Source organism: Arthrobacter sp. SO3, assembly GCF_020532825.1.
GTDB lineage: Bacteria > Actinomycetota > Actinomycetes > Actinomycetales > Micrococcaceae > Arthrobacter.
The window spans coordinates 13,638-31,348 of the sequence record NZ_MQTS01000224.1 but is presented as its reverse complement, the minus strand read 5'-3'; the positions used below and the strand labels follow the sequence as shown (position 1 = coordinate 31,348).

Below are 17,711 nucleotides of genomic sequence, written 5' to 3'. Positions count from 1 at the left end.
CCCGCCGGTCCCCGACGCACTTGGTGTGGCGGTTCTCGATGCTCACGGGGTGGTGGCGTTCCCGCCAGAGACGGGCTTTGGCCCGGAACCGTCCCGGGACGAGGTCCCCGGCCGGGCACCCGCGGGCCGCGCCGGGTGCGTCGGGGTCCAGGAAGTGCGCTTCCAGCCCGGCCGCCCCGGCCCGGTCCAGGTTGGTGGTTTCATCCACCATGATCCGGGCGTGCTGCCAGGAAATCGTTCCGGCCTGCAGGGCCGCCAGGGTCAGCGGCAGTGACGCGGTCAGTGCCTGGCAGTCGCCCAGGAACGCATCCGCGGTCCGTTCGCTGACGGTCAGGACACCGGCGACCTCGGCGGTCATGGCCATTTCCTGGACGGTGTGATCGTGCGGGGACACCGCCGGGGACGCCAGGGCCGTGGCGGCCCGCACGTAGTCCGCGCCCAGCCGCACCTTCAACGCCGCCGTCCGTGCCTCCAGCCGGGCCAGCCCCGCCAACGCATCCAGGCAATCATCGGCCAGATCCCGCAACGGATCGATCCCCCGGACCGGATCCGTGCCGTCCGCGCCCGCGCCGATGAAAGTAGCAATCGTAGCCGTGGACGCCGCGACGGCCGCCAGGGCCTCCCTGCTCTCCACACTCCATGACGTGCTGCTTTCCATACCCCAAGCGTAGATCTCGGCTCCGACAAAAAGATGAACCATCGTCACGGGTTGGCAGTGCGGCGCCGGCGAGCCTGCGGAGGCCGTCAGCGGGGATCTCCGAGGCGATCCCTTCCTCCGACCCGGCCTGCAACTCACGGAAATAGCGGCGACCGCCAGGCATCACATCACGCAGCACCGTGAGGCTTCACCGGTGACCAAGCACCTCACAAGGTGGATGACCGGGCAGCAGTTCGACCGCGGCTCCGGCACCGTGCACCTCCCTGGACTGCTTGCGGGTGACCAGCAGCCTGCGCTGTTCACCCCGAACTCGATGATGGAGTTCAAGGGCTCCAGCATTCGTAATGCTCTGCGATCGTGGCGGGATAGCCCCTAACTGCAGGAAGCCATGATCGATCTGCGGGAACGGTCCCTATTCACATTCAAGTGACCCAGTTCCCGGCCCTGCGCATTGAGGCATATTCAAGGAACTGGAGCAATTTGGCCTTACCCGAGCGTTCCCTGCGGCAGGGGCGGTCAGCAACGCGTCGCGAGTGGTTTACCCGGCGGTGGCCCGTACTGTCCAGGCCCACGAAATGCGAGTGACCCAGAATCTGGCCCCGGTGAAAATCGCGAAGCTGCCGATCTGACTCAGGGTCGGAGCCTGCAGGTGGTCGTCCCGATTTCCGGGAATTATCGCGCCAGATGGACGCGAGAATAATTACGAGTGCGCCGATGCCTAAAACAATCCACTCCATAATTTCCCCTGAGCTTTCAGTCTATCCAACACGATCGGCCGCATCATGGAACAGGTTGAGCCGGTAGGCGGTGACGCCGGCCGGAAGGACTAACAGCCTTCGCGGAAATCTGGCCCGTCCATATCCAAGCCTTACGGGTGTGTTGTGATTCCGGGTCACCGGAGCCGAAGAGAGACTGCGCTGGTGAAAACCGACGAGCATCACCCTGGCCAAGTGGTGGAGTCACGTCTCGGTCGGGCCGCTGACGTCTGTGTGTTCCTCGCATTTGTTGTATTCATTGCCGGCTGGGCTGGGCTGGTTTGGTATTCGTCGTCTCCGGGCAGGTATTCCCTGGCTGGGCGGTTAGCGTGGTCCTGCTCATCACCTCCCTTGTGTTTGTGATCATCCGCGCCGCCAAACGCCGGCGGTCCGGGCCCGGCTCGGCAAAGCAGGGGCGCAGCGTTCTGGGCACTTGGGCGCTGAGACTTATGGTGCTTGCGGCTGCAACGGGTGGCCTACTCGGAGCGCTTGGCGACCTGGGATTCGACGCCACCTACCAGGTTCTTGAGCCGCAGGGACCGGACGGCTGCCGGGCAGTCGTACGGGAGACCTCGTTCCTAATGGCCGGACGCGGAGAGGTCTACGCCGTAAGTGCCGTCGGGGTTGGCTGGCGGGTGAGCGACTGGACCGCCGACGACGGCTATGGGCCGATTGCTGCGGGCTCGTACGCCTTACAGTGGTGCGCCGACGCAGGGATTCTCTCCATCGGTGGGTCGGCCACCAATCCGGCACTTGACCTGGCTTCGGTGCGAGGCCAGGCGGAGGGGACCCGGACGCCCCAAGTGACCCGGGCTTCAGCGCCTCCAGCGATATGGCGTTGTCGTTGACACTCGGAGCAAACCAGAGCGCTCCAGGATCGGTCGTGAGTATTCAGTTGAATCGCTGTGGATGAGTTTCTTGCCTAGTTTCAACGCGGATTGAGCCCGGGCCGCGGTGACGGCCCGGTAAATGCCTTGTCCACGCCACTCTTCGCGTGTTGCCCCGCCCCAGATTCCCGCGAATTCCGTGTCCGGGACCGGCTCGAGGCGGCCCGCGCTCACAATTGACCTCTGATGTTCGGCAACCCAGAGTTCCATCCCGTCGTCGCGTTCGACCCGACGCAGCAGTGCTTCGGCGTGGTCGTCGGAGACAGGGTCGCCGAAAACTTCGTCCTGCATTGCGCTCATGGCGCGGATATCCGGTTCTTCAGTCACTCTCCGCAGGCTGACCCCGGGCGGGAGTTGCACATCGACATTCAAGGCGGTGACTTGCCCAATCATGATTGACTCAGTCTCATCGGGCTCAAATCCGTTCCCCAGCAGCGCGTCATGGAGTCCGGGTGCATGGTCGTGACCACGGGTTTTCCATTCCACGCGAAGGATTGCGGGATCTTCACGGTAGAACGCAAGCGCATCGACCACCCACTGCGCGATCGTTTGTGCACTGGCTCCATCGAGGTCTTCATAAGTCACGAAGCCACGGCCGCCCGCGAAGGTCACGAGGCGTAAAGGCCCCAGCCGCTCGACGGCGATCGCACTGGGGGTCTCCGCAGCTGTCCGGAGTTGTCGGTCGTACGCCGTGAGAAGGTTTTTCGCAGAAGTCATAGGTCTCCACGCTACAGCCGCCAGCTTCTGGGTGTGTCAGGTATCCTCGCTTTTCCTACTCGTTGGAACGACTCAGGGCGCCCGGCTCAGGAAGACCAGTCGGACGGCCTGGACACTAAGGTGGCCACCGCCGACGGCGACGAGCGCTGCCCCTGCTGTAGCCAGGCCGCGATGATCACCCAGAGAATCGCGAAGGCCCCGACGACAATTGTCGGCGTGTTCCATGAAGAGACGACATCCCCACCAGCGGAAGTCGGCCCTGTGATGCGGGCGTCCTGCCAGGCGGCGACGATGGCGTCACGTCCGGACTTCGTCGCTGGCTGGCTGATGCGTTCGTTGCTTGGAAGGCTACTGAACGGACGGCTCTTCAGTCCTCCACCTTTCTGAACGGTATCCGGTGATCGCGCAGACCGTTGATCATCTCAAACCCGGAGCCGTCAGCGCGCAGGCACTGGCGCCACTGGGCGGCCGACCGATGCGTTACGGCAAGCCGCGCCGGCGCTGAGCGACCGGAGCAGCCGTTCAACTGTCCCTTGACCGGGCCCTCGTTTGAGGTCTGCACAGTTCCCCCAATGCCTCAAGGCATTCGCCCGGTGAGTAGAACCTATCCTCGGAAACACCCGTCCTGTCTCCGTTTGTGTGGTCCGGTGGAGATGACCAAAATTCCGAAGCTTAGGCAGTCTCCTGCAGGTCCCTTTGCCTATTTTTTTGCTGTCCGGCCACCACTTGGCTCGCCCTTTTAGCCGGGGTTCGGTGAACGGCGGATTCTATTCGCGGCTTTCTTCCCTCCGGGGTTTGAGATGCTCCGGGATTGCTTCGTCGTGAAGGGCCGGATAAGTGCACGTGAACTCGCCCCGGTAGCCGAAAAGAAATCCGAAGATGGGGTTCCGGACCTGCATCTGGATCGTGAACACCCCACGGGCATCATCGAAGTTCTCATACAGGTCTGCCGTGCCTGTCCAGATCGCAGGAAACTCGAATGCCGCGAAGCCTTCGTAGAAGCGTTGAGCACCCGATTGCAGATGCAGCGATCCATCGGCCAAAACCTCCAGGGCGAGATCAGTAGCCAAGTGCTGGTGGGTGCCGAGATAATCGATAATTCCACCATTTTGCTTACTCTGCACCATGGTGGCGTCGAAGCGTCGTCGCTTTGATCCGGGTAGTTCAAGGGTTCTGACGAAAGTGACCGTACGCCTGCCGAAACCATCAATGTAGGGGTAATTCTCGATCGTGAAAGGGATGTCCGTTCCTTGGTCGGGAAAGAGGATGTTGCGGTGGCCCCCCAATTGCAGAAACGGGACTGTCCACCAGGCGCCGCGACGGACTTCGGAAAAGATCCCGCGTCCGACACACGCATACCCTGCGGCCGTGTCCACACCGAAGCGCTGCTGCAGCATGGGGTGCAGCCTGTGGAAGTCGCTTCCCAGCGCCGACTCAAAAATTGATGTCACGGCTACTCCTGCACATCCGACTCGGCGCCCAGATCCGGTACAGCCGGTCCAGCCAGCTCGGCAAGAGCGGATGGAGCACGTCCGGAGCGTGGGTCCGGCGACCGACGCAGGCATCGGCCTGCCCTCGGTACTGTCCAGTGGACCGGGAAAATCCACGAGGCCGCAGCGGCTGTCAGGCCCAGGGCGGCGGGGCCAGGGGTTCGTCCCGCCAGAGCTCGGCGGAGCAGGATGCAGCCGGTCAGAACGGCGCCTGCCCTGGCCGTGGCGTCCATGAACCACCGATTGCGGGAGTCCTTGGGATCAAGGTCGGACTCCGCCCACATCCTTAGCCGGTCAAAGCTAATTGCAGTCGCCCACCCAAGGGCCGGGCGGAACACCCAGGAATCCAGGGCCTTTCCGAGAAGGCCCATTCCTGGCTGATAGTTGTACCCCGTGATGAACCGAACACCATCCTCTGTTGGGATGTAGCGCCAGTATCCGGATCCTTGCCCTATGGGCGATATCGGGTCAGCAGTTTCGAATTTAAGCACCGACGTTGCCTGCCCATCGGATCGATACCGGTGCCCCAGGGATGTCCCGGTCCCTTGGATGACATAGAAAGGAAGACGGAATTCGTAGCGGAAATGAAGGAATCCCTGATCGTTTCGCTCGGCGGGGATGATTCGGGAGAACCGAAGATCCCAGCGGGGGTGCAGCGCTGGGTCCTGACTGTAGGTCCATACCCGTTCCATGGGGGCCCGAATACCGATCTCAACATAGATCGGCGTGCGCACAGCAGAGTCTTTCCTGCCCAAGTTTCCCCCCATTGCAGCATCATAATGTGCAGACGAGCGACGCCGTCACCATCCGCCGCGCGTCGGCGTATGTCCCTTTCGGGCGTCGTCGGGCATCGCCATTTCGGCGCGCAGGCCCAGGAGCCGGATGGGACGGCCCGCTTCGATTCCGGCTGCGAGGTCCAAGGCCCGCGCGAGGATTTCGTCCCGGTCGAATGTCTCGGGAATCTTCCTCGCGTGGGTCGTGGTGACAAATGGCGCGTACCGAACCTTGAGGGTCAGCCCAACCACGGGCCGTCCTTCGGCCACAACGTCCTCAAGGACACGCGCTGTCAGCTCCCGGATGGCGTCGTCCACCTGGGCGGGCTCGGTCAGGTCCCGTTGGAACGTTGTCTCCCGGCTATGCCCGCGGGCAACCCACGGGGTGTCGTCCACAACGCTGGCGCCGTCCCCGCGTCCCAGCTCCGCGTACCAAGGACCCATCCTGGGGCCGAACTCCGGGACCAGGTCCTGGGGGTCGGACGCGGCGAGCTCTGCGACCGTGTTGATGTCGAGTTTGGCCAGCCGGGCCGACACCTTGGTTCCTACGCCCCACAGTTCCCTGGTGGGCCGGCTGCCCATGACGTCGAGCCAGTTCCCGGCCGTGAGACGGAAGACGCCGGCCGGTTTCCCGAAACCGGTGGCGACCTTGGCTCGGACCAGGGTGTCGCCGATGCCCACGCTGCAGTGCAGGCGCGTCCGCTCCAGGACAGCGGCCTGCACCTGCCGGGCGTAGGCTTCCGGATTCGCTGTCTGAATGCCTACAAAAGCCTCATCCCAACCCAACACCTGCACAGTGGCGCCGGGCTGCGCGCGCAGGGTACCCATCACTGTTTCAGACGCCGCGAGGTAAGCGTCATGATCGACCGGCAGGATCACAGCGTCGGGCACTTTCCGGGCCGCTATGCGTAAGGGCATTCCGGAACCCACACCGAACGCCCTGGCCTCGTAGGATGCGGTCGACACCACAGCCCGTTCCATGGGGCCGCCCCGGCCGCCGACAATGATCGGCCTGCCCGCAAGCTCCGGCCGCCGGAGCACTTCGACCGCCGCGATGAACTGGTCGAGATCGACGTGCAGCACCCACCGGATTCCGTTCACGCCACCAGTCTGCCCTAAACATCCCAGGCAGGCACCGGTACTCCACCGGGATTGGCCGCTGGTCCTGCGGCTTCTCGTGACCGTCGTTGAACTCCCGGAAGCGGGATTAATGCAGTCAGGCGGAGCGCGCGTTTCGGCTTGCGTGGCACCGAACTGCCTGGACAGTCACTCCGACACTGACAACGAGCTGAGGAACAGTGCCATGAGGCCGGCCTCAGCGGCGGCATAATAGCTTGCCGGATCAGGCACTGTATCGACCACCGGCTCCATGTAGAACCAAATGGTGGAACCGGCGCTCACACCAAGTATTGCGTTCACGCCAGTCAGGGCCCGCGCGATTACAGCAAGCACAACCATGTTCGCAACAATAGGCGAACCCCTGGCCCGGAACCGGACCAGCTCGCCGGTACCGTCCCGGCCTGTGCTGCCCTACTTGATCCAGCGGAGGTTGAACTCGTAGCGGTGCGGCTGGCCCCGGTTGACGTGGATGCCCGCCGCCACCGAGAAGCACGTCACGGCAATCCAGATGACCGTGGCCAGGACGGCGAAGATGTTGCCCACCACGGGAACGAAGACCAGCAGGTTGCACAGCAGGGCCGCAATCGTGGGCGGCAGCGTGAAGTTGAGGGCTTCCTTGGACTCCTGCGCCGTGAACGGGCCGCGGTCCTTGAAAATCAGGTAAATCAGCAGCGAGGGAACGCAGCCCAGGATGCCGCCGAAGTGGGCCAGCGTGGCCCACTGCCGGTCCTCGTTTGCCGTCAGCGGCAGTGCATTTGCGGGAACGCCGTGGTACGGAGGCTGGCCATGGCCGGCCTGGTTGCCAGTGTGTTCGCGTGCGTCATCTGCCACGGTGTCGTCCTTCGGATTGCGGTGGTGCGTTGGTGCCTGGAATCGCCAGGGCTGCGCCTGGAGCACAGCCGCCGTACCAAGAATACTTGCTCGGGCGCGGAATCAGGGATCGGCCCGCTGGCGGGCGGACCGCGGATGCCTGCCTCAGGGAACGGTCAGGAAGTCGATGACCTCTTCCACCCGTCCCAGCAGGGAGGGCTCCAGATCCGCATAGCTGCGCACCGCGCCGAGGAGCTTCTGCCAGCCCAGGCCGATGTCCTCCTTGGTGCTGTGCGGCCAGCCGAATGCCGTCAGGATGCCGGTCTTCCAGTCCACGCCGCGCGGGATGACCGGCCACTTCTCGATCCCCAGCACGGCGGGCCGGATCGCCTGCCAGACATCAACGTAGGGGTGGCCCACGATCAGCACGTTCCCGGCCGCCCCGGGGGAGGCCATCACGGCCTGGGCAATCCGGGACTCCTTCGAATCCGGCACGAGGTGGTCCACCAGCACGCCGAGCCGGCGCCCGGGTCCGGGCCGGAAGGCGGCCACGGCGCCGGCGAGGTCGTCAATGCCGTGCAGCGGCTCGACGACGATGCCCTCCACCCGGAGATCGTCACCCCAGACCCTCTCGACGAGTTCGGCGTCGTGTTTGCCTTCCACCCAGATCCGGCTTGCCTTGGCGACCTGAGCGCGCTGGCCCTCCACCCGGACTGAACCGGAGGCGGTGCGTGTTCCTGCGGCCGCCGCGGCGGCCCGGGGCGCCGGCGGCATCAGCCGGATCGGCTGTCCCTCCAGCAGGAAACCAAAGCCGAGCCGGAAGGACCGGGACTTGCCGCGGCGGTCCTCAAGGGCGACGACGTGCATCCCCCCGGACTTCTCCACCCGGGTGACGGCACCGACCCAGCCGGACTGCACATCCTCAAGCACCATTCCGCGCTCCACGGGCACTTCGGGCAGTTGGGCCCTGGCAGGGGCGGACAAATCCTGCGGGCCCCAGTTCTGGTACGACATCGGTTACACACTGCTTTGCACTCGGATTGCTGCGGCGGGCTGTGCCCGAAAACACCAGCCCCGGGAAGAACGCCCGGAGCGAATCCAATGCTAACAACGCGGCGACTCATATTAGACTGGTTAGCACTTAGGCATGTCGAGTGCTAACAAAGCGTGTCCGGAGCGGCCGGCGAACGGCGGCATCGGATGCGGACAGTCGAATGGAGGTGGAACGTGAGCGAACCGCGCAAACTTGAAGTGCTGCGCGCCATCGTGGAGGACTACGTCCATTCGCGGGAACCCGTCGGCTCCAAGGCCCTCGTCGAGCGGCACCACCTCGGCGTGTCCAGCGCCACGATCCGCAACGACATGGCGGCCCTGGAAGATGAGGGCCTCATCACGGCGCCGCATACCAGTGCCGGGCGTATTCCCACGGACAAGGGCTACCGGCTTTTTGTGGACCAGATATCGGCGGTCAAGCCGCTCTCGCCGGCGGAACGCCGTGCCATCCAGGCACTGCTGGAGGGCTCCGAGGATCTCGACGACGTCCTGGACAGGACGGTTCGGCTGCTGTCGCAGCTGACCCACCAGGTCGCCGTCGTGCAGTATCCCCACCTCAGCCGGGCCCGGGTGCGGCACATCGAGCTCGTCCTGCTGGCGCCGCGCAAAGTGCTCGCGGTGCTGATTGCGGACACCGGCAAGGTGGAACAGCGGGTCATTGACGTCGGTCAGGACCTTCCCGAGGAAGCCCTGTCTGATCTGCGGACGCGGTTCCTCGGCGGCCTCTCCGGGACACCCCTGAACCTGCTGGGGCAATCGCTGAAGTCCGTCCTTGCCACCTGCCCGCCCGCCCGGCGCGCCGACGCCCAGGCGCTGGCCCGCGGCCTGGAAGCTCTGGCCGCCAGCAGCCGCGAGGAGCGTATGGTCATGGCCGGCACCGCCAACCTGGCCCGCTCCAACGTGGACTTCCCGCTGAGCATCGGCCCGGTCCTGGAAGCCCTCGAGGAGCAGGTGGTCATGCTCCGCCTGCTGGGCGACATGGCCGCGGACCCGCGGGGCGTGACGGTCAGCATCGGCCGGGAGAACCCGTACGACGGACTCGCGGAGGCCTCAGTGGTCGCGACCGGCTACGGCCCGGACGCCACCGCGAAGGTCGGTGTCCTCGGCCCCACCCGGATGGACTACCCGACCACCATGGCCGCCGTCCGGGCAGTGGCCCGGTACCTGTCCAGGATTCTGGGCCCGTGACGGACCACCGCCAACCGTCCGGTACCGGGCAGCCACGCACCGGACGTCCACCCGCACACGACTTCTTGCCCCTAACCGGCAGTACAACCAGGAAGAGAAACAAACTTTGAGCAGCCATTACGACGTTCTTGGAGTCTCCCGTGAAGCCACGGGCGAAGAGATCAAGAAGGCCTACCGCAAGCTGGCACGGAACCTCCACCCGGATGTCAATCCCGGGGATGACGCCTCGGACCGCTTCAAGGCGGTCACGCACGCCTACGAGGTGCTGTCCGATCCGCAGAAGCGCCGGATCTACGACACCACGGGCAACGAGAACGGCACCGACAACGGCTTCGGCGGCGGCAGCTACGCCGGCCAGGGCTTCGCGTTCCAGGATATTTTTGACACCTTCTTCGGCGCGGGCGGCCAGGCCGGCCCTGCCTCCCGGGTCCGCCGCGGCCAGGACGCCCTGATCAGCGTCCGGATCGAGTTGCGCGACGCCGTGTTCGGCGTCAACAAGAAACTCGAAGTCGACACGGCCGTCACGTGCCCCACCTGCGAGGGCTCCTGCTGCCAGGAGGGCAGCCACCCGGAACGCTGCGACATCTGCGGCGGCAGCGGCCAGGTCCAGCGCGCCGTGCGCTCCATCCTCGGCCAGGTTATGACGGCTGCCCCCTGCGGTTCCTGCGGTGGCTTCGGCACCGTCATCAAGGATCCCTGCAATGAATGCGCCGGACAGGGCCGGATCCGCAGCCGGCGTTCCCTGACGGTCAAGGTTCCCGCGGGCGTCGCCACCGGCACCCGCATCCAGCTCTCCGGCCAGGGCGAGGCCGGACCAGCCGGCGGACCCGCCGGCGACCTCTATGTCGAGATCCGGGTCAACAACGACGCGACCTACGTCCGCGACGGCGATGATCTGCACGCCAGCCTCAACATCCCCATGACAGCCGCCGCCCTCGGCACCGAGCTCACCCTCGACACCTTCGACGGCCAGCAGGAGATCGATGTCAAGGCCGGCACGCAGTCCGGCGAGGTCATCACCCTCCGCGGTCTGGGCGTCACCCACCTGCGCGGCTACGGCCGGGGCGACCTCAAGGTCCACCTGCAGGTGGACACCCCCGCCAAGCTCGACGCAGCCCAGGAGGACCTGCTCCGCCAGCTCGCGAAGCTCCGCGGCGAACAGTTCACGGAGGGGAAGCTCGCCGCGAGCGGCGGGGTCTTCTCGAAGCTCCGGGACCGGCTCGGTAACCTGTAGCGGTGAGCAACCCGGTCTTCTTCGCTTCCCCCGGCAGCCTGGACGGGCTGGCCCCCGGGGACGTCTTCGTCCTTGACGGAACCGAGGCCCGCCACGCTGTCACGGTCAAGCGCCTCGCCGTGGGGGAGGGCGTGGACATCGCCGACGGTGCCGGCAAGAGGCTGACCGGCACCATAGCCGCCGTCGCGCCCAACGAGCTGACGGTGGAATGCTCCGGGCTCTCCGACGAGCCCCGGCCCGGGGTCCGGCTCGTCCTGGTCCAGGCCCTCGCGAAAGGGGACCGGGACGAGCTTGCCGCCGAAACCGCCACCGAACTGGGGATCGACGCCGTCGTGCCCTGGCAGGCGGAACGGTCGATTGTCCGCTGGAAGGCGGAGCGTGCGGCCAAGGCCCACGCCAAGTGGCAGTCCGTCGTCACGGCGGCTGCCAAGCAGGCCCGCCGGGCGTGGATCCCGGAGGTCCGCTCCGCCGTCGACGGGGCCGGGCTGCAGGCGGCAGTGGCCGCTGCCGATCTCGCCGTCATCCTGCACGAGGATGCCGTGCGGCCCCTGCGGCAGGTGCTGGAGGCCTGGCAGGGTGAACTGCCGGCCGGTGACGCGGCAGCCGGGGGACGCGAGGTGCTGCTGATCGTGGGACCCGAGGGCGGCATCAGTCCGCGGGAAGTCACCAGGCTCTGCGACGCCGGTGCAGTGACGGCCCTTCTGGGCCACCACGTGCTGCGCTCGTCCACGGCCGGTCCGGCGGCAACGGTCCTCGCCAGCGACATCCTGGGCCGCTGGTAGCGGTTGCCGTCCCGGCCGGGCGGCCGCGAAGTGAGCCGGCCAGCCAGCCGCTTACCTAACCGTGAACCCGCGGGTGTCGACGTTCAAATCCTCGGCCGGGTTGCCGTCCTCAAGCTGGGAAACCCGCACCTCGTAGTTGCCCGGCCCCAGATTGACGGACAGGCTGAAGGCACCCGATTGTCCGGCCTCAGCCGAGGCGGTCATCGTCCCGTTCAGGTACGAGGTCTTTGCGGTGCCGTCGATGCGCAGGATCTCCCACCGGAGCTTGCCTCCCGCGGCGGTGCTGCGGCCGGAGATCTTGACTGCGCCATCCGCCAGCGAAGTCCCTTCCTGCGGATCGATGATCCACACCGGGGCGACCATCCCGGCGCTGCGTGCGGTCGGGGAGCCGAGGCGGACGTGGTTGAAGGCAACAAAGTCGGTATGCCCGTCCACCAGCACCACGACCTGGATCTGCTGGCCGGAGTCGATCAGTCCCGCACTGGCAGCTGCCGCCGTGGCGGTGTAGACGAGCTGCTGGACCGCGCGCTCGGCCATGGCAGGATCGACGTTGCTGTTGAAAGCGTCCGCCGACAGGTCCACGGTGATGACGTTCTTGCCCGAGATGGAGCTTGCCAGCTTCTTCGGGTTCTGCCACGGAGTGAAGAAATCCGGGTCAAGGGGTTTCTGGGACATCATGACGCGGAGTGCCCTCGTGACCGGGTTGTCCTGTTCCGGAACGTCACGGAACTCCCGGTAGAGGAACGTTTTGTCGTTGCTGCGCCCGATCCAGTACACCGGAGCCTTGTTGGACGCCTGCGTGGTTTCCAACGGCGCGCTCGTGGTCGGCGCCTGGGCGGACAGGACCTGCGAAGGAGAGCTGGCGTCCGTGATGCCGGGCTGGGGAGTGGCCACGCAGCCGGACAGGGTCAGCGCGGCGGGCAGCACCAGCAGCAGCAGGCCCGGACGTAGCCGCTTGCCTGCTGTGATCTGGTCAACCCCGCGGTGCCTGATTGCACTGCCCTTTCAGCCTGGTTTTCTTCTGGCCCAACTGTGTGCCGGCTGGCTGGAAATCCCATGCCGAAGGCCGATTTCCAGCATGGCACACGGCCCCTGCGCCAAACCGTGGATTCAGCCGGCAGGCCGGAACTGCAACGGGAACGATATGAGGCCGATACGAAGTTGATACCTAAATGCGGGAATCCCGTCATGTGGCGGGTCAAAAGGCCGTAGGCCCCGCGGCGTGCGGAGGCCCCCACTGGCGTAGGATAAGAGGACCCGCTGACACCGGAACCAGAAGGCGAGCACCGCCGTCGGGCCGGATCACGGGACAGACCATTTCCTTACTGGAGGGGACCAGAGGCCCGCGGGCCAACACCATGACTGAAGCAGCGAACGGCAAGGCCCGGATCAGCGCCGGAGAGCGCTCCGCAGGGGAATTCCCCCACTCCCTACCAGGGCTGCGGACGGAGGTAGTCCTGTTCGACAGCTCCGATCAGATGGTCCAGTCCCTCGGCAGTCATGACGAAGCACTGCGTTTCATCGAGACCCAGTTCCCGTCCGTCGACTTCCATGTCCGCGGCAACGAGCTCGCCATCAGCGGGCCGGCCGCGGACGTGCCGCGGATCATGCGCCTGCTCAACGAGGTCCGGGGCCTCGTCGCCCGGGGCACCATCATCACTCCCGCCGTCCTGCAGCAGCTCGTGTCCATGCTCCGGAGCCAGTCGCTGCAGAACCCGGTCGAGGTGCTCACCCACAACATCCTTTCGAGCCGCGGCAAGACCATCCGGCCAAAGACGCTGAACCAGAAGAACTACGTGGACGCGATTGACGACAACACGGTGATCTTCGGGATCGGCCCGGCCGGTACCGGCAAGACGTACCTGGCGATGGCCAAGGCCGTCCAGGCCCTGCAGCAAAAGGAAGTGACCCGGATCATCCTGACCCGTCCCGCCGTCGAGGCGGGGGAGCGGCTGGGATTCCTGCCCGGCACCCTCAGCGACAAGATCGACCCGTACCTGCGGCCGCTCTACGACGCGCTGCACGAGATGATGGACCCCGAATCCATCCCGCGGCTGATCGCGGCCGGCACCATTGAGGTCGCCCCGCTGGCCTACATGCGCGGGCGCACACTCAACGACGCCTTCATCATCCTGGACGAGGCCCAGAACACCACTCCGGAGCAGATGAAGATGTTCCTCACCCGGCTGGGCTTCGGCTCCAAGATGGTGGTCACCGGCGACGTCACGCAGGTGGACCTGCCCTTCGGGACCCGTTCGGGCCTGCGGATCGTGGAGGACATCCTGCAGGGCATCGAGGACGTCAACTTCACCATCCTGGACGCGTCCGACGTCGTCCGGCACCGTCTGGTGGGCGACATCGTCAACGCCTACAGCGTCTGGGACGAGATCCAGCGGAACCGGGTCAAGCATTCCGTGGCCCGCGACAAGCGGGGAGAGCACGCGTGAGCATCGAGGTCAACAACGAATCCGGCGTCACGGTCGATGAGGCCCAGCTGGTGCAGCTCTCCCGGTTCATTTTCGAGCGGCTCTTCATCCACCCGCAGGCCGAGCTGTCGATCCTGCTCGTGGACGAGCCGGCCATGGAGAAACTGCACCTCGAACTGATGGACGAGCCGGGTTCCACCGACGTCCTGTCGGTGCCCATGGACGAGCTGACGCCGGGCACCCCGGATAAGCCCACGCCCCAGGGCATGCTCGGCGACATCGCCATCTGCCCGCAGGTTGCAGAGGTCCAGGCTGTCAATGCCGGCCACTCCACCCAGGACGAAATGTTGCTGCTCGCCACCCATGGCATCCTGCACCTGCTCGGCTTTGACCACGCCGAGCCGGAGGAGAAGGAGGAGATGTTCGGCCTGCAGCGCGAACTCCTCTCCGCCTTCACCGGCAGGGACGCCCCGTCCGAGACGATTCAGTGACGCCACTGATCCTTGCCGGCATGGCGCTGGTGTTTCTTAGCTTTGCCGCTTTCCTGACCGCGGCTGAATCAGCTTTCAATTATCTGTCCCGGCATGATGCGGAAGCCGCGATCCTGCACAGCCGAGGCAACGCGCTCAAGCGCATCATGGCGCAGCCCGTGGCGCACATGCGGTCCCTGCGGTTCTGGCGCATCTGGTTCGAAATGGCCTCCGCCGTCGCCGTGACGGTGCTGTTGAACAGCCTGCTCGACAACGTCTGGATCTCGGGGCTGATCGCGACCGGAATCATGGCGCTCCTCGGCTTCGTGATCGTTGGCGTGTCCCCGCGGCAGATCGGCCGGGTGCATCCTGCCGGTCTGGTCCGCTTCAGCGCCCCGCTGATCCGCTGGCTGTGCTGGGTGCTAGGACCGATTCCCGGCTGGCTTGTCAACCTCGGCAGCGCCGTGGCTCCGGGCGCCCCGGCCGACAACGAGGCCTTCTTCAGCGAAGAGGAATTCCGGGAACTTGTGGACCGCGCCACGGAGTCGGATGTGATCGAGGACAACGAGGCCGAGCTGATCCAGTCGGTGTTCGATTTCGGTGACACCCTGGTCCGCTCCGTTATGGTGCCGCGGACCGACATCCTCAGCATCGACTCGGGATCAAGCCTGCACCGGGCGATGTCGCTGTTCCTGCGCTCGGGCTATTCCCGGATCCCCGTCATCGGCGAGAACACCGACCAGGTCCTCGGCATCGTCTATCTCAAGGACGTCGCAGCGGCCATCCACAACCTCGGCCCCGGCGAGGAGCCACCAGTCGTCGACGAACTCGCCCGCGAGGTGCGCTACGTGCCGGACTCCAAGCCGGTGAGTGAACTGCTGCGCGAACTGCAGCAGGAATCGACCCACGTCGCCATCGTAATCGACGAATACGGCGGCACCGCCGGACTCGTCACGCTTGAGGACCTGATCGAGGAGATCGTCGGCGAGATCGTTGACGAGTACGACACCGAAAGCGCGGAGGCGGTGGAACTCGGTGACGGAAGCTACCGGGTCAGCGCGCGGATGAGCATCGATGACCTCGGCGAACTCTTCGACCTGGAGCTCGACGACGACGAAGTGGACACCGTGGGCGGCCTGCTCGCGAAGGCCCTCGGCCGGGTGCCGATCGTCGGCAGCACCGTGGAGGTCCACGGGGTGTCCCTCCGTGCCGACCGGCTCGAGGGCCGGCGTAACCGCGTCAGCCACATCATTGCGGCCGCCGTACCAAAAGAAGAAACTGACCTTGAAGACCTTCTCGACGAGGCCGCACCAATCCAACAGGGAGTCTCACGTGAGCAAGCAGAATAAGTCCGACGGCGAAGCAGCCTACGGCGGCTACCGGGCAGGTTTCGCGGTGCTGGTTGGGCGGCCCAACGCCGGCAAGTCCACCCTGACCAACGCCCTGGTCGGCCAGAAGGTCGCGATTACCTCGGCCAAACCGCAGACCACGCGCCACACCATCCGCGGCATCGTGCACCGGGACGACGCGCAGCTGATCCTGGTGGACACCCCGGGGCTGCACCGTCCGCGCACTCTGCTGGGGAAGCGGCTGAACGAACTCGTCGCCGACACCCTCGCGGAGGTCGACGCGATCGGCTTCTGCCTGCCGGCCAACGAGAAGATCGGCCCGGGAGACAAGTTCATCGCCGCCCAGCTCGCCGCCCTCGGCAACAAGCCGATCATCGCCATCGTGACCAAGTCCGACACGGTGGACCGGCAGGCCCTCACCGAGCAGCTGCTCGCCGTCGACACCCTGGGCCGCGACGTCCTCGGCGAGGAGGGCTGGAAGGACATCGTCCCGGTCTCCGCCACTGACGGGTTCCAGGTGGGGACCCTCGCCGACGTGCTGATCGGCCATATGCCGCCGTCGCCGCCGCTGTACCCGGACGGTCACCTCACGGACGAGCCGGAAGCCATCATGATCGCCGAGCTCATCCGGGAGGCGGCCCTCGAAGGCGTCCGCGATGAACTGCCGCACTCCCTCGCGGTCGTCGTCGATGAGATCGTTCCGCGGGAAGGCCGGCCCGAGGACCGGCCCTTCCTCGACGTCCGGGTCAACCTGTACGTGGAACGTCCCTCGCAGAAAGCCATCATCATCGGCAAGGGCGGCGCCCGGCTCCGCGAGGTCGGCACCAACGCCCGCAAGGCGATCGAAGCGCTGCTCGGTGCCCGCATCTACCTGGACCTGCACGTGAAAGTCGCCAAGGACTGGCAGCGTGACCCGAAACAGCTTGTGAAGCTCGGCTTCTAGGCGCGCCGCCGGCCGCAGTCGGTGCCTGCGCCGCTCCGATGGAGCCCCGCCATCGGGGAATTCCCAGACTCGGCCTCTAAAATGGGCGGACCCCTTTCGTGAAAGAAGGATCAACTGTGTCTCGACCCCGTGAAGACCGTGCAGACGGAACCGGAAACCCGGTTCGGTCAGGTTCTGCTGCCCGGCACACGGATGATCCGGCTCTCGGTCCGGCACGGCATCTGGGCGCGCTCCGCGGCATGCCCGGCTGGCTGAAGATTGGCGCGGCCGTCGTATCCATCCTGCTCGTTGGTGTCCTTGCCTTCGGTGCCTACTGGGTGATCCGCCTGCAGGGCAATATCAGCAAGGAGGCCCTGTCGGCCGGCAGCGGCAAGAGCGAAGGTGCGGTGGACGACTCGCGGGACCGGATGCAGATCCTGATTCTGGGCTCAGACACCCGTGACGGGAAGAACTCCCAGTACGGCACGTCCGACGACGCCACCGGTTACGGGCACTCCGACGTCATGATGCTGCTGGACATCTCGGCGGACAACAAGCGCGTCAACGTGGTCAGTTTCCCCCGCGACCTGCTCGTGGACACCCCGAAATGCACGGACCAGAAGACCAAGAAGGAATTCCCGGCGCAGAAGAACGTGATGATCAACGCGGCGATGTCGGAAGCCGGTATTGGCTGCGCGGTAGACACGGTCAACAAACTCACCGGCCTGGAGATCGACCACTTCATGATGGCTGACTTCAACGCCGTCAAGGAACTCTCAAATGCCGTGGGCGGCGTCGAGGTCTGCATCAGCGACGCCGTGTATGACCCGGACTCGAAGCTGCGCCTGCCCAAGGGAACCTCCACGGTCCAGGGCGAGCAGGCGCTGGCGTTCCTGCGCACCCGGCACGCCTTTGCCGACGGCGGCGACCTTGGCAGGATCAAGGCACAGCAGGGGTTCCTGTCCGCCCTCACGCGCAAGATGAAGGATGACGGGACGATGTCCAACCCCGGCAAGATGCTGGAAATCGCCGACGTCGTCACCAAGAACCTGACCATCGACGACGGGCTCGCCTCCAT

At 65.7% G+C, this 17,711-nt stretch carries 15 protein-coding genes and 2 pseudogenes; 9 read left to right on the top strand and 8 right to left on the bottom strand.

Annotated elements, in window-relative coordinates; translation table 11 throughout:
- Positions 1 to 658, bottom strand: a pseudogene (locus tag BJQ90_RS19510) (endonuclease); the annotation flags it as partial.
- A gap of 193 nt (positions 659 to 851) precedes the next feature.
- On the opposite strand from BJQ90_RS19510, the gene BJQ90_RS19505 reads away from it, so the two are divergent.
- Positions 852 to 1,034, top strand: a complete 183-nt coding sequence (locus tag BJQ90_RS19505; protein ID WP_226761845.1) for a hypothetical protein — start codon at positions 852 to 854, stop codon at positions 1,032 to 1,034.
- 1,194 nt (positions 1,035 to 2,228) lie between these two features.
- On the opposite strand, the gene BJQ90_RS19500 is transcribed toward BJQ90_RS19505, so the two are convergent.
- The 6 genes from BJQ90_RS19500 to BJQ90_RS19475 form a co-directional block, all read right to left on the bottom strand.
- Entirely contained in the window at positions 2,229 to 3,017 is a 789-nt protein-coding gene (locus BJQ90_RS19500; protein ID WP_226761844.1) for a GNAT family N-acetyltransferase, read from the bottom strand.
- A gap of 767 nt (positions 3,018 to 3,784) precedes the next feature.
- The gene (locus tag BJQ90_RS19495) at positions 3,785 to 4,468 is read right to left on the bottom strand and encodes a DUF4166 domain-containing protein (RefSeq protein ID WP_226761843.1); all 684 of its coding nucleotides are present in this window, start codon (positions 4,466 to 4,468) and stop codon (positions 3,785 to 3,787) included.
- Between the two features lie 839 nt (positions 4,469 to 5,307).
- Entirely contained in the window at positions 5,308 to 6,363 is a 1,056-nt protein-coding gene (locus BJQ90_RS19490; protein WP_226761865.1) for a DNA polymerase IV, read from the bottom strand.
- Positions 6,364 to 6,546: 183 nt separating this feature from the next.
- Positions 6,547 to 6,738 (bottom strand): hypothetical protein, encoded by a 192-nt coding sequence (locus tag BJQ90_RS19485; RefSeq protein ID WP_226761842.1) that lies wholly within the window; start codon positions 6,736 to 6,738, stop codon positions 6,547 to 6,549.
- A gap of 72 nt (positions 6,739 to 6,810) precedes the next feature.
- Complete coding sequence (locus BJQ90_RS19480; protein ID WP_226761841.1) at positions 6,811 to 7,230, bottom strand: DUF4870 domain-containing protein; 420 nt, start codon at positions 7,228 to 7,230, stop codon at positions 6,811 to 6,813.
- Between the two features lie 144 nt (positions 7,231 to 7,374).
- Positions 7,375 to 8,223 (bottom strand): DUF3097 domain-containing protein, encoded by an 849-nt coding sequence (locus BJQ90_RS19475; protein WP_226761840.1) that lies wholly within the window; start codon positions 8,221 to 8,223, stop codon positions 7,375 to 7,377.
- Positions 8,224 to 8,436: 213 nt separating this feature from the next.
- Here BJQ90_RS19475 and hrcA point away from each other — a divergent pair, with 213 nt between their 5' ends.
- From hrcA to BJQ90_RS19460, 3 genes are all read left to right on the top strand, one after another.
- A complete protein-coding gene (gene hrcA / locus BJQ90_RS19470; protein ID WP_226761839.1) occupies positions 8,437 to 9,450 on the top strand; it encodes a heat-inducible transcriptional repressor HrcA in 1,014 nt (337 codons plus the stop codon).
- Positions 9,451 to 9,556: 106 nt separating this feature from the next.
- Entirely contained in the window at positions 9,557 to 10,684 is a 1,128-nt protein-coding gene (dnaJ, locus tag BJQ90_RS19465) for a molecular chaperone DnaJ (protein WP_226761838.1), read from the top strand.
- A 2-nt stretch (positions 10,685 to 10,686) separates the two neighbouring features.
- Positions 10,687 to 11,466, top strand: a complete 780-nt coding sequence (locus tag BJQ90_RS19460; protein WP_226761837.1) for a 16S rRNA (uracil(1498)-N(3))-methyltransferase — start codon at positions 10,687 to 10,689, stop codon at positions 11,464 to 11,466.
- A gap of 51 nt (positions 11,467 to 11,517) precedes the next feature.
- Here the strand turns inward: BJQ90_RS19460 and BJQ90_RS19455 are convergent, their stop codons facing one another.
- Entirely contained in the window at positions 11,518 to 12,393 is an 876-nt protein-coding gene (locus BJQ90_RS19455; protein WP_319004666.1) for a GerMN domain-containing protein, read from the bottom strand.
- Positions 12,394 to 12,824: 431 nt separating this feature from the next.
- Here BJQ90_RS19455 and BJQ90_RS19450 point away from each other — a divergent pair, with 431 nt between their 5' ends.
- The 5 genes and pseudogenes from BJQ90_RS19450 to BJQ90_RS19430 form a co-directional block, all read left to right on the top strand.
- On the top strand, positions 12,825 to 13,913 hold the full coding sequence (locus BJQ90_RS19450) for a PhoH family protein (RefSeq protein ID WP_226761836.1): 1,089 nt from the start codon (positions 12,825 to 12,827) through the stop codon (positions 13,911 to 13,913).
- Positions 13,910 to 14,383, top strand: coding sequence for an rRNA maturation RNase YbeY (gene ybeY / locus BJQ90_RS19445; protein WP_226761835.1), 474 nt, complete (start codon positions 13,910 to 13,912; stop codon positions 14,381 to 14,383). Before BJQ90_RS19450 ends, ybeY begins: the two co-directional genes overlap by 4 nt.
- Entirely contained in the window at positions 14,380 to 15,711 is a 1,332-nt protein-coding gene (locus BJQ90_RS19440; protein ID WP_226761834.1) for a hemolysin family protein, read from the top strand. The genes ybeY and BJQ90_RS19440 overlap by 4 nt, the downstream gene beginning before the upstream one ends.
- Positions 15,695 to 16,654 carry a GTPase Era gene (era, locus tag BJQ90_RS19435; protein WP_226761833.1) on the top strand — a complete coding sequence of 320 codons (960 nt, stop codon included), beginning with the start codon at positions 15,695 to 15,697 and terminating at the stop codon, positions 16,652 to 16,654. The genes BJQ90_RS19440 and era overlap by 17 nt, the downstream gene beginning before the upstream one ends.
- Before the next feature lie 116 nt (positions 16,655 to 16,770).
- Positions 16,771 to 17,711, top strand: a pseudogene (locus tag BJQ90_RS19430) (LCP family protein); the annotation flags it as partial.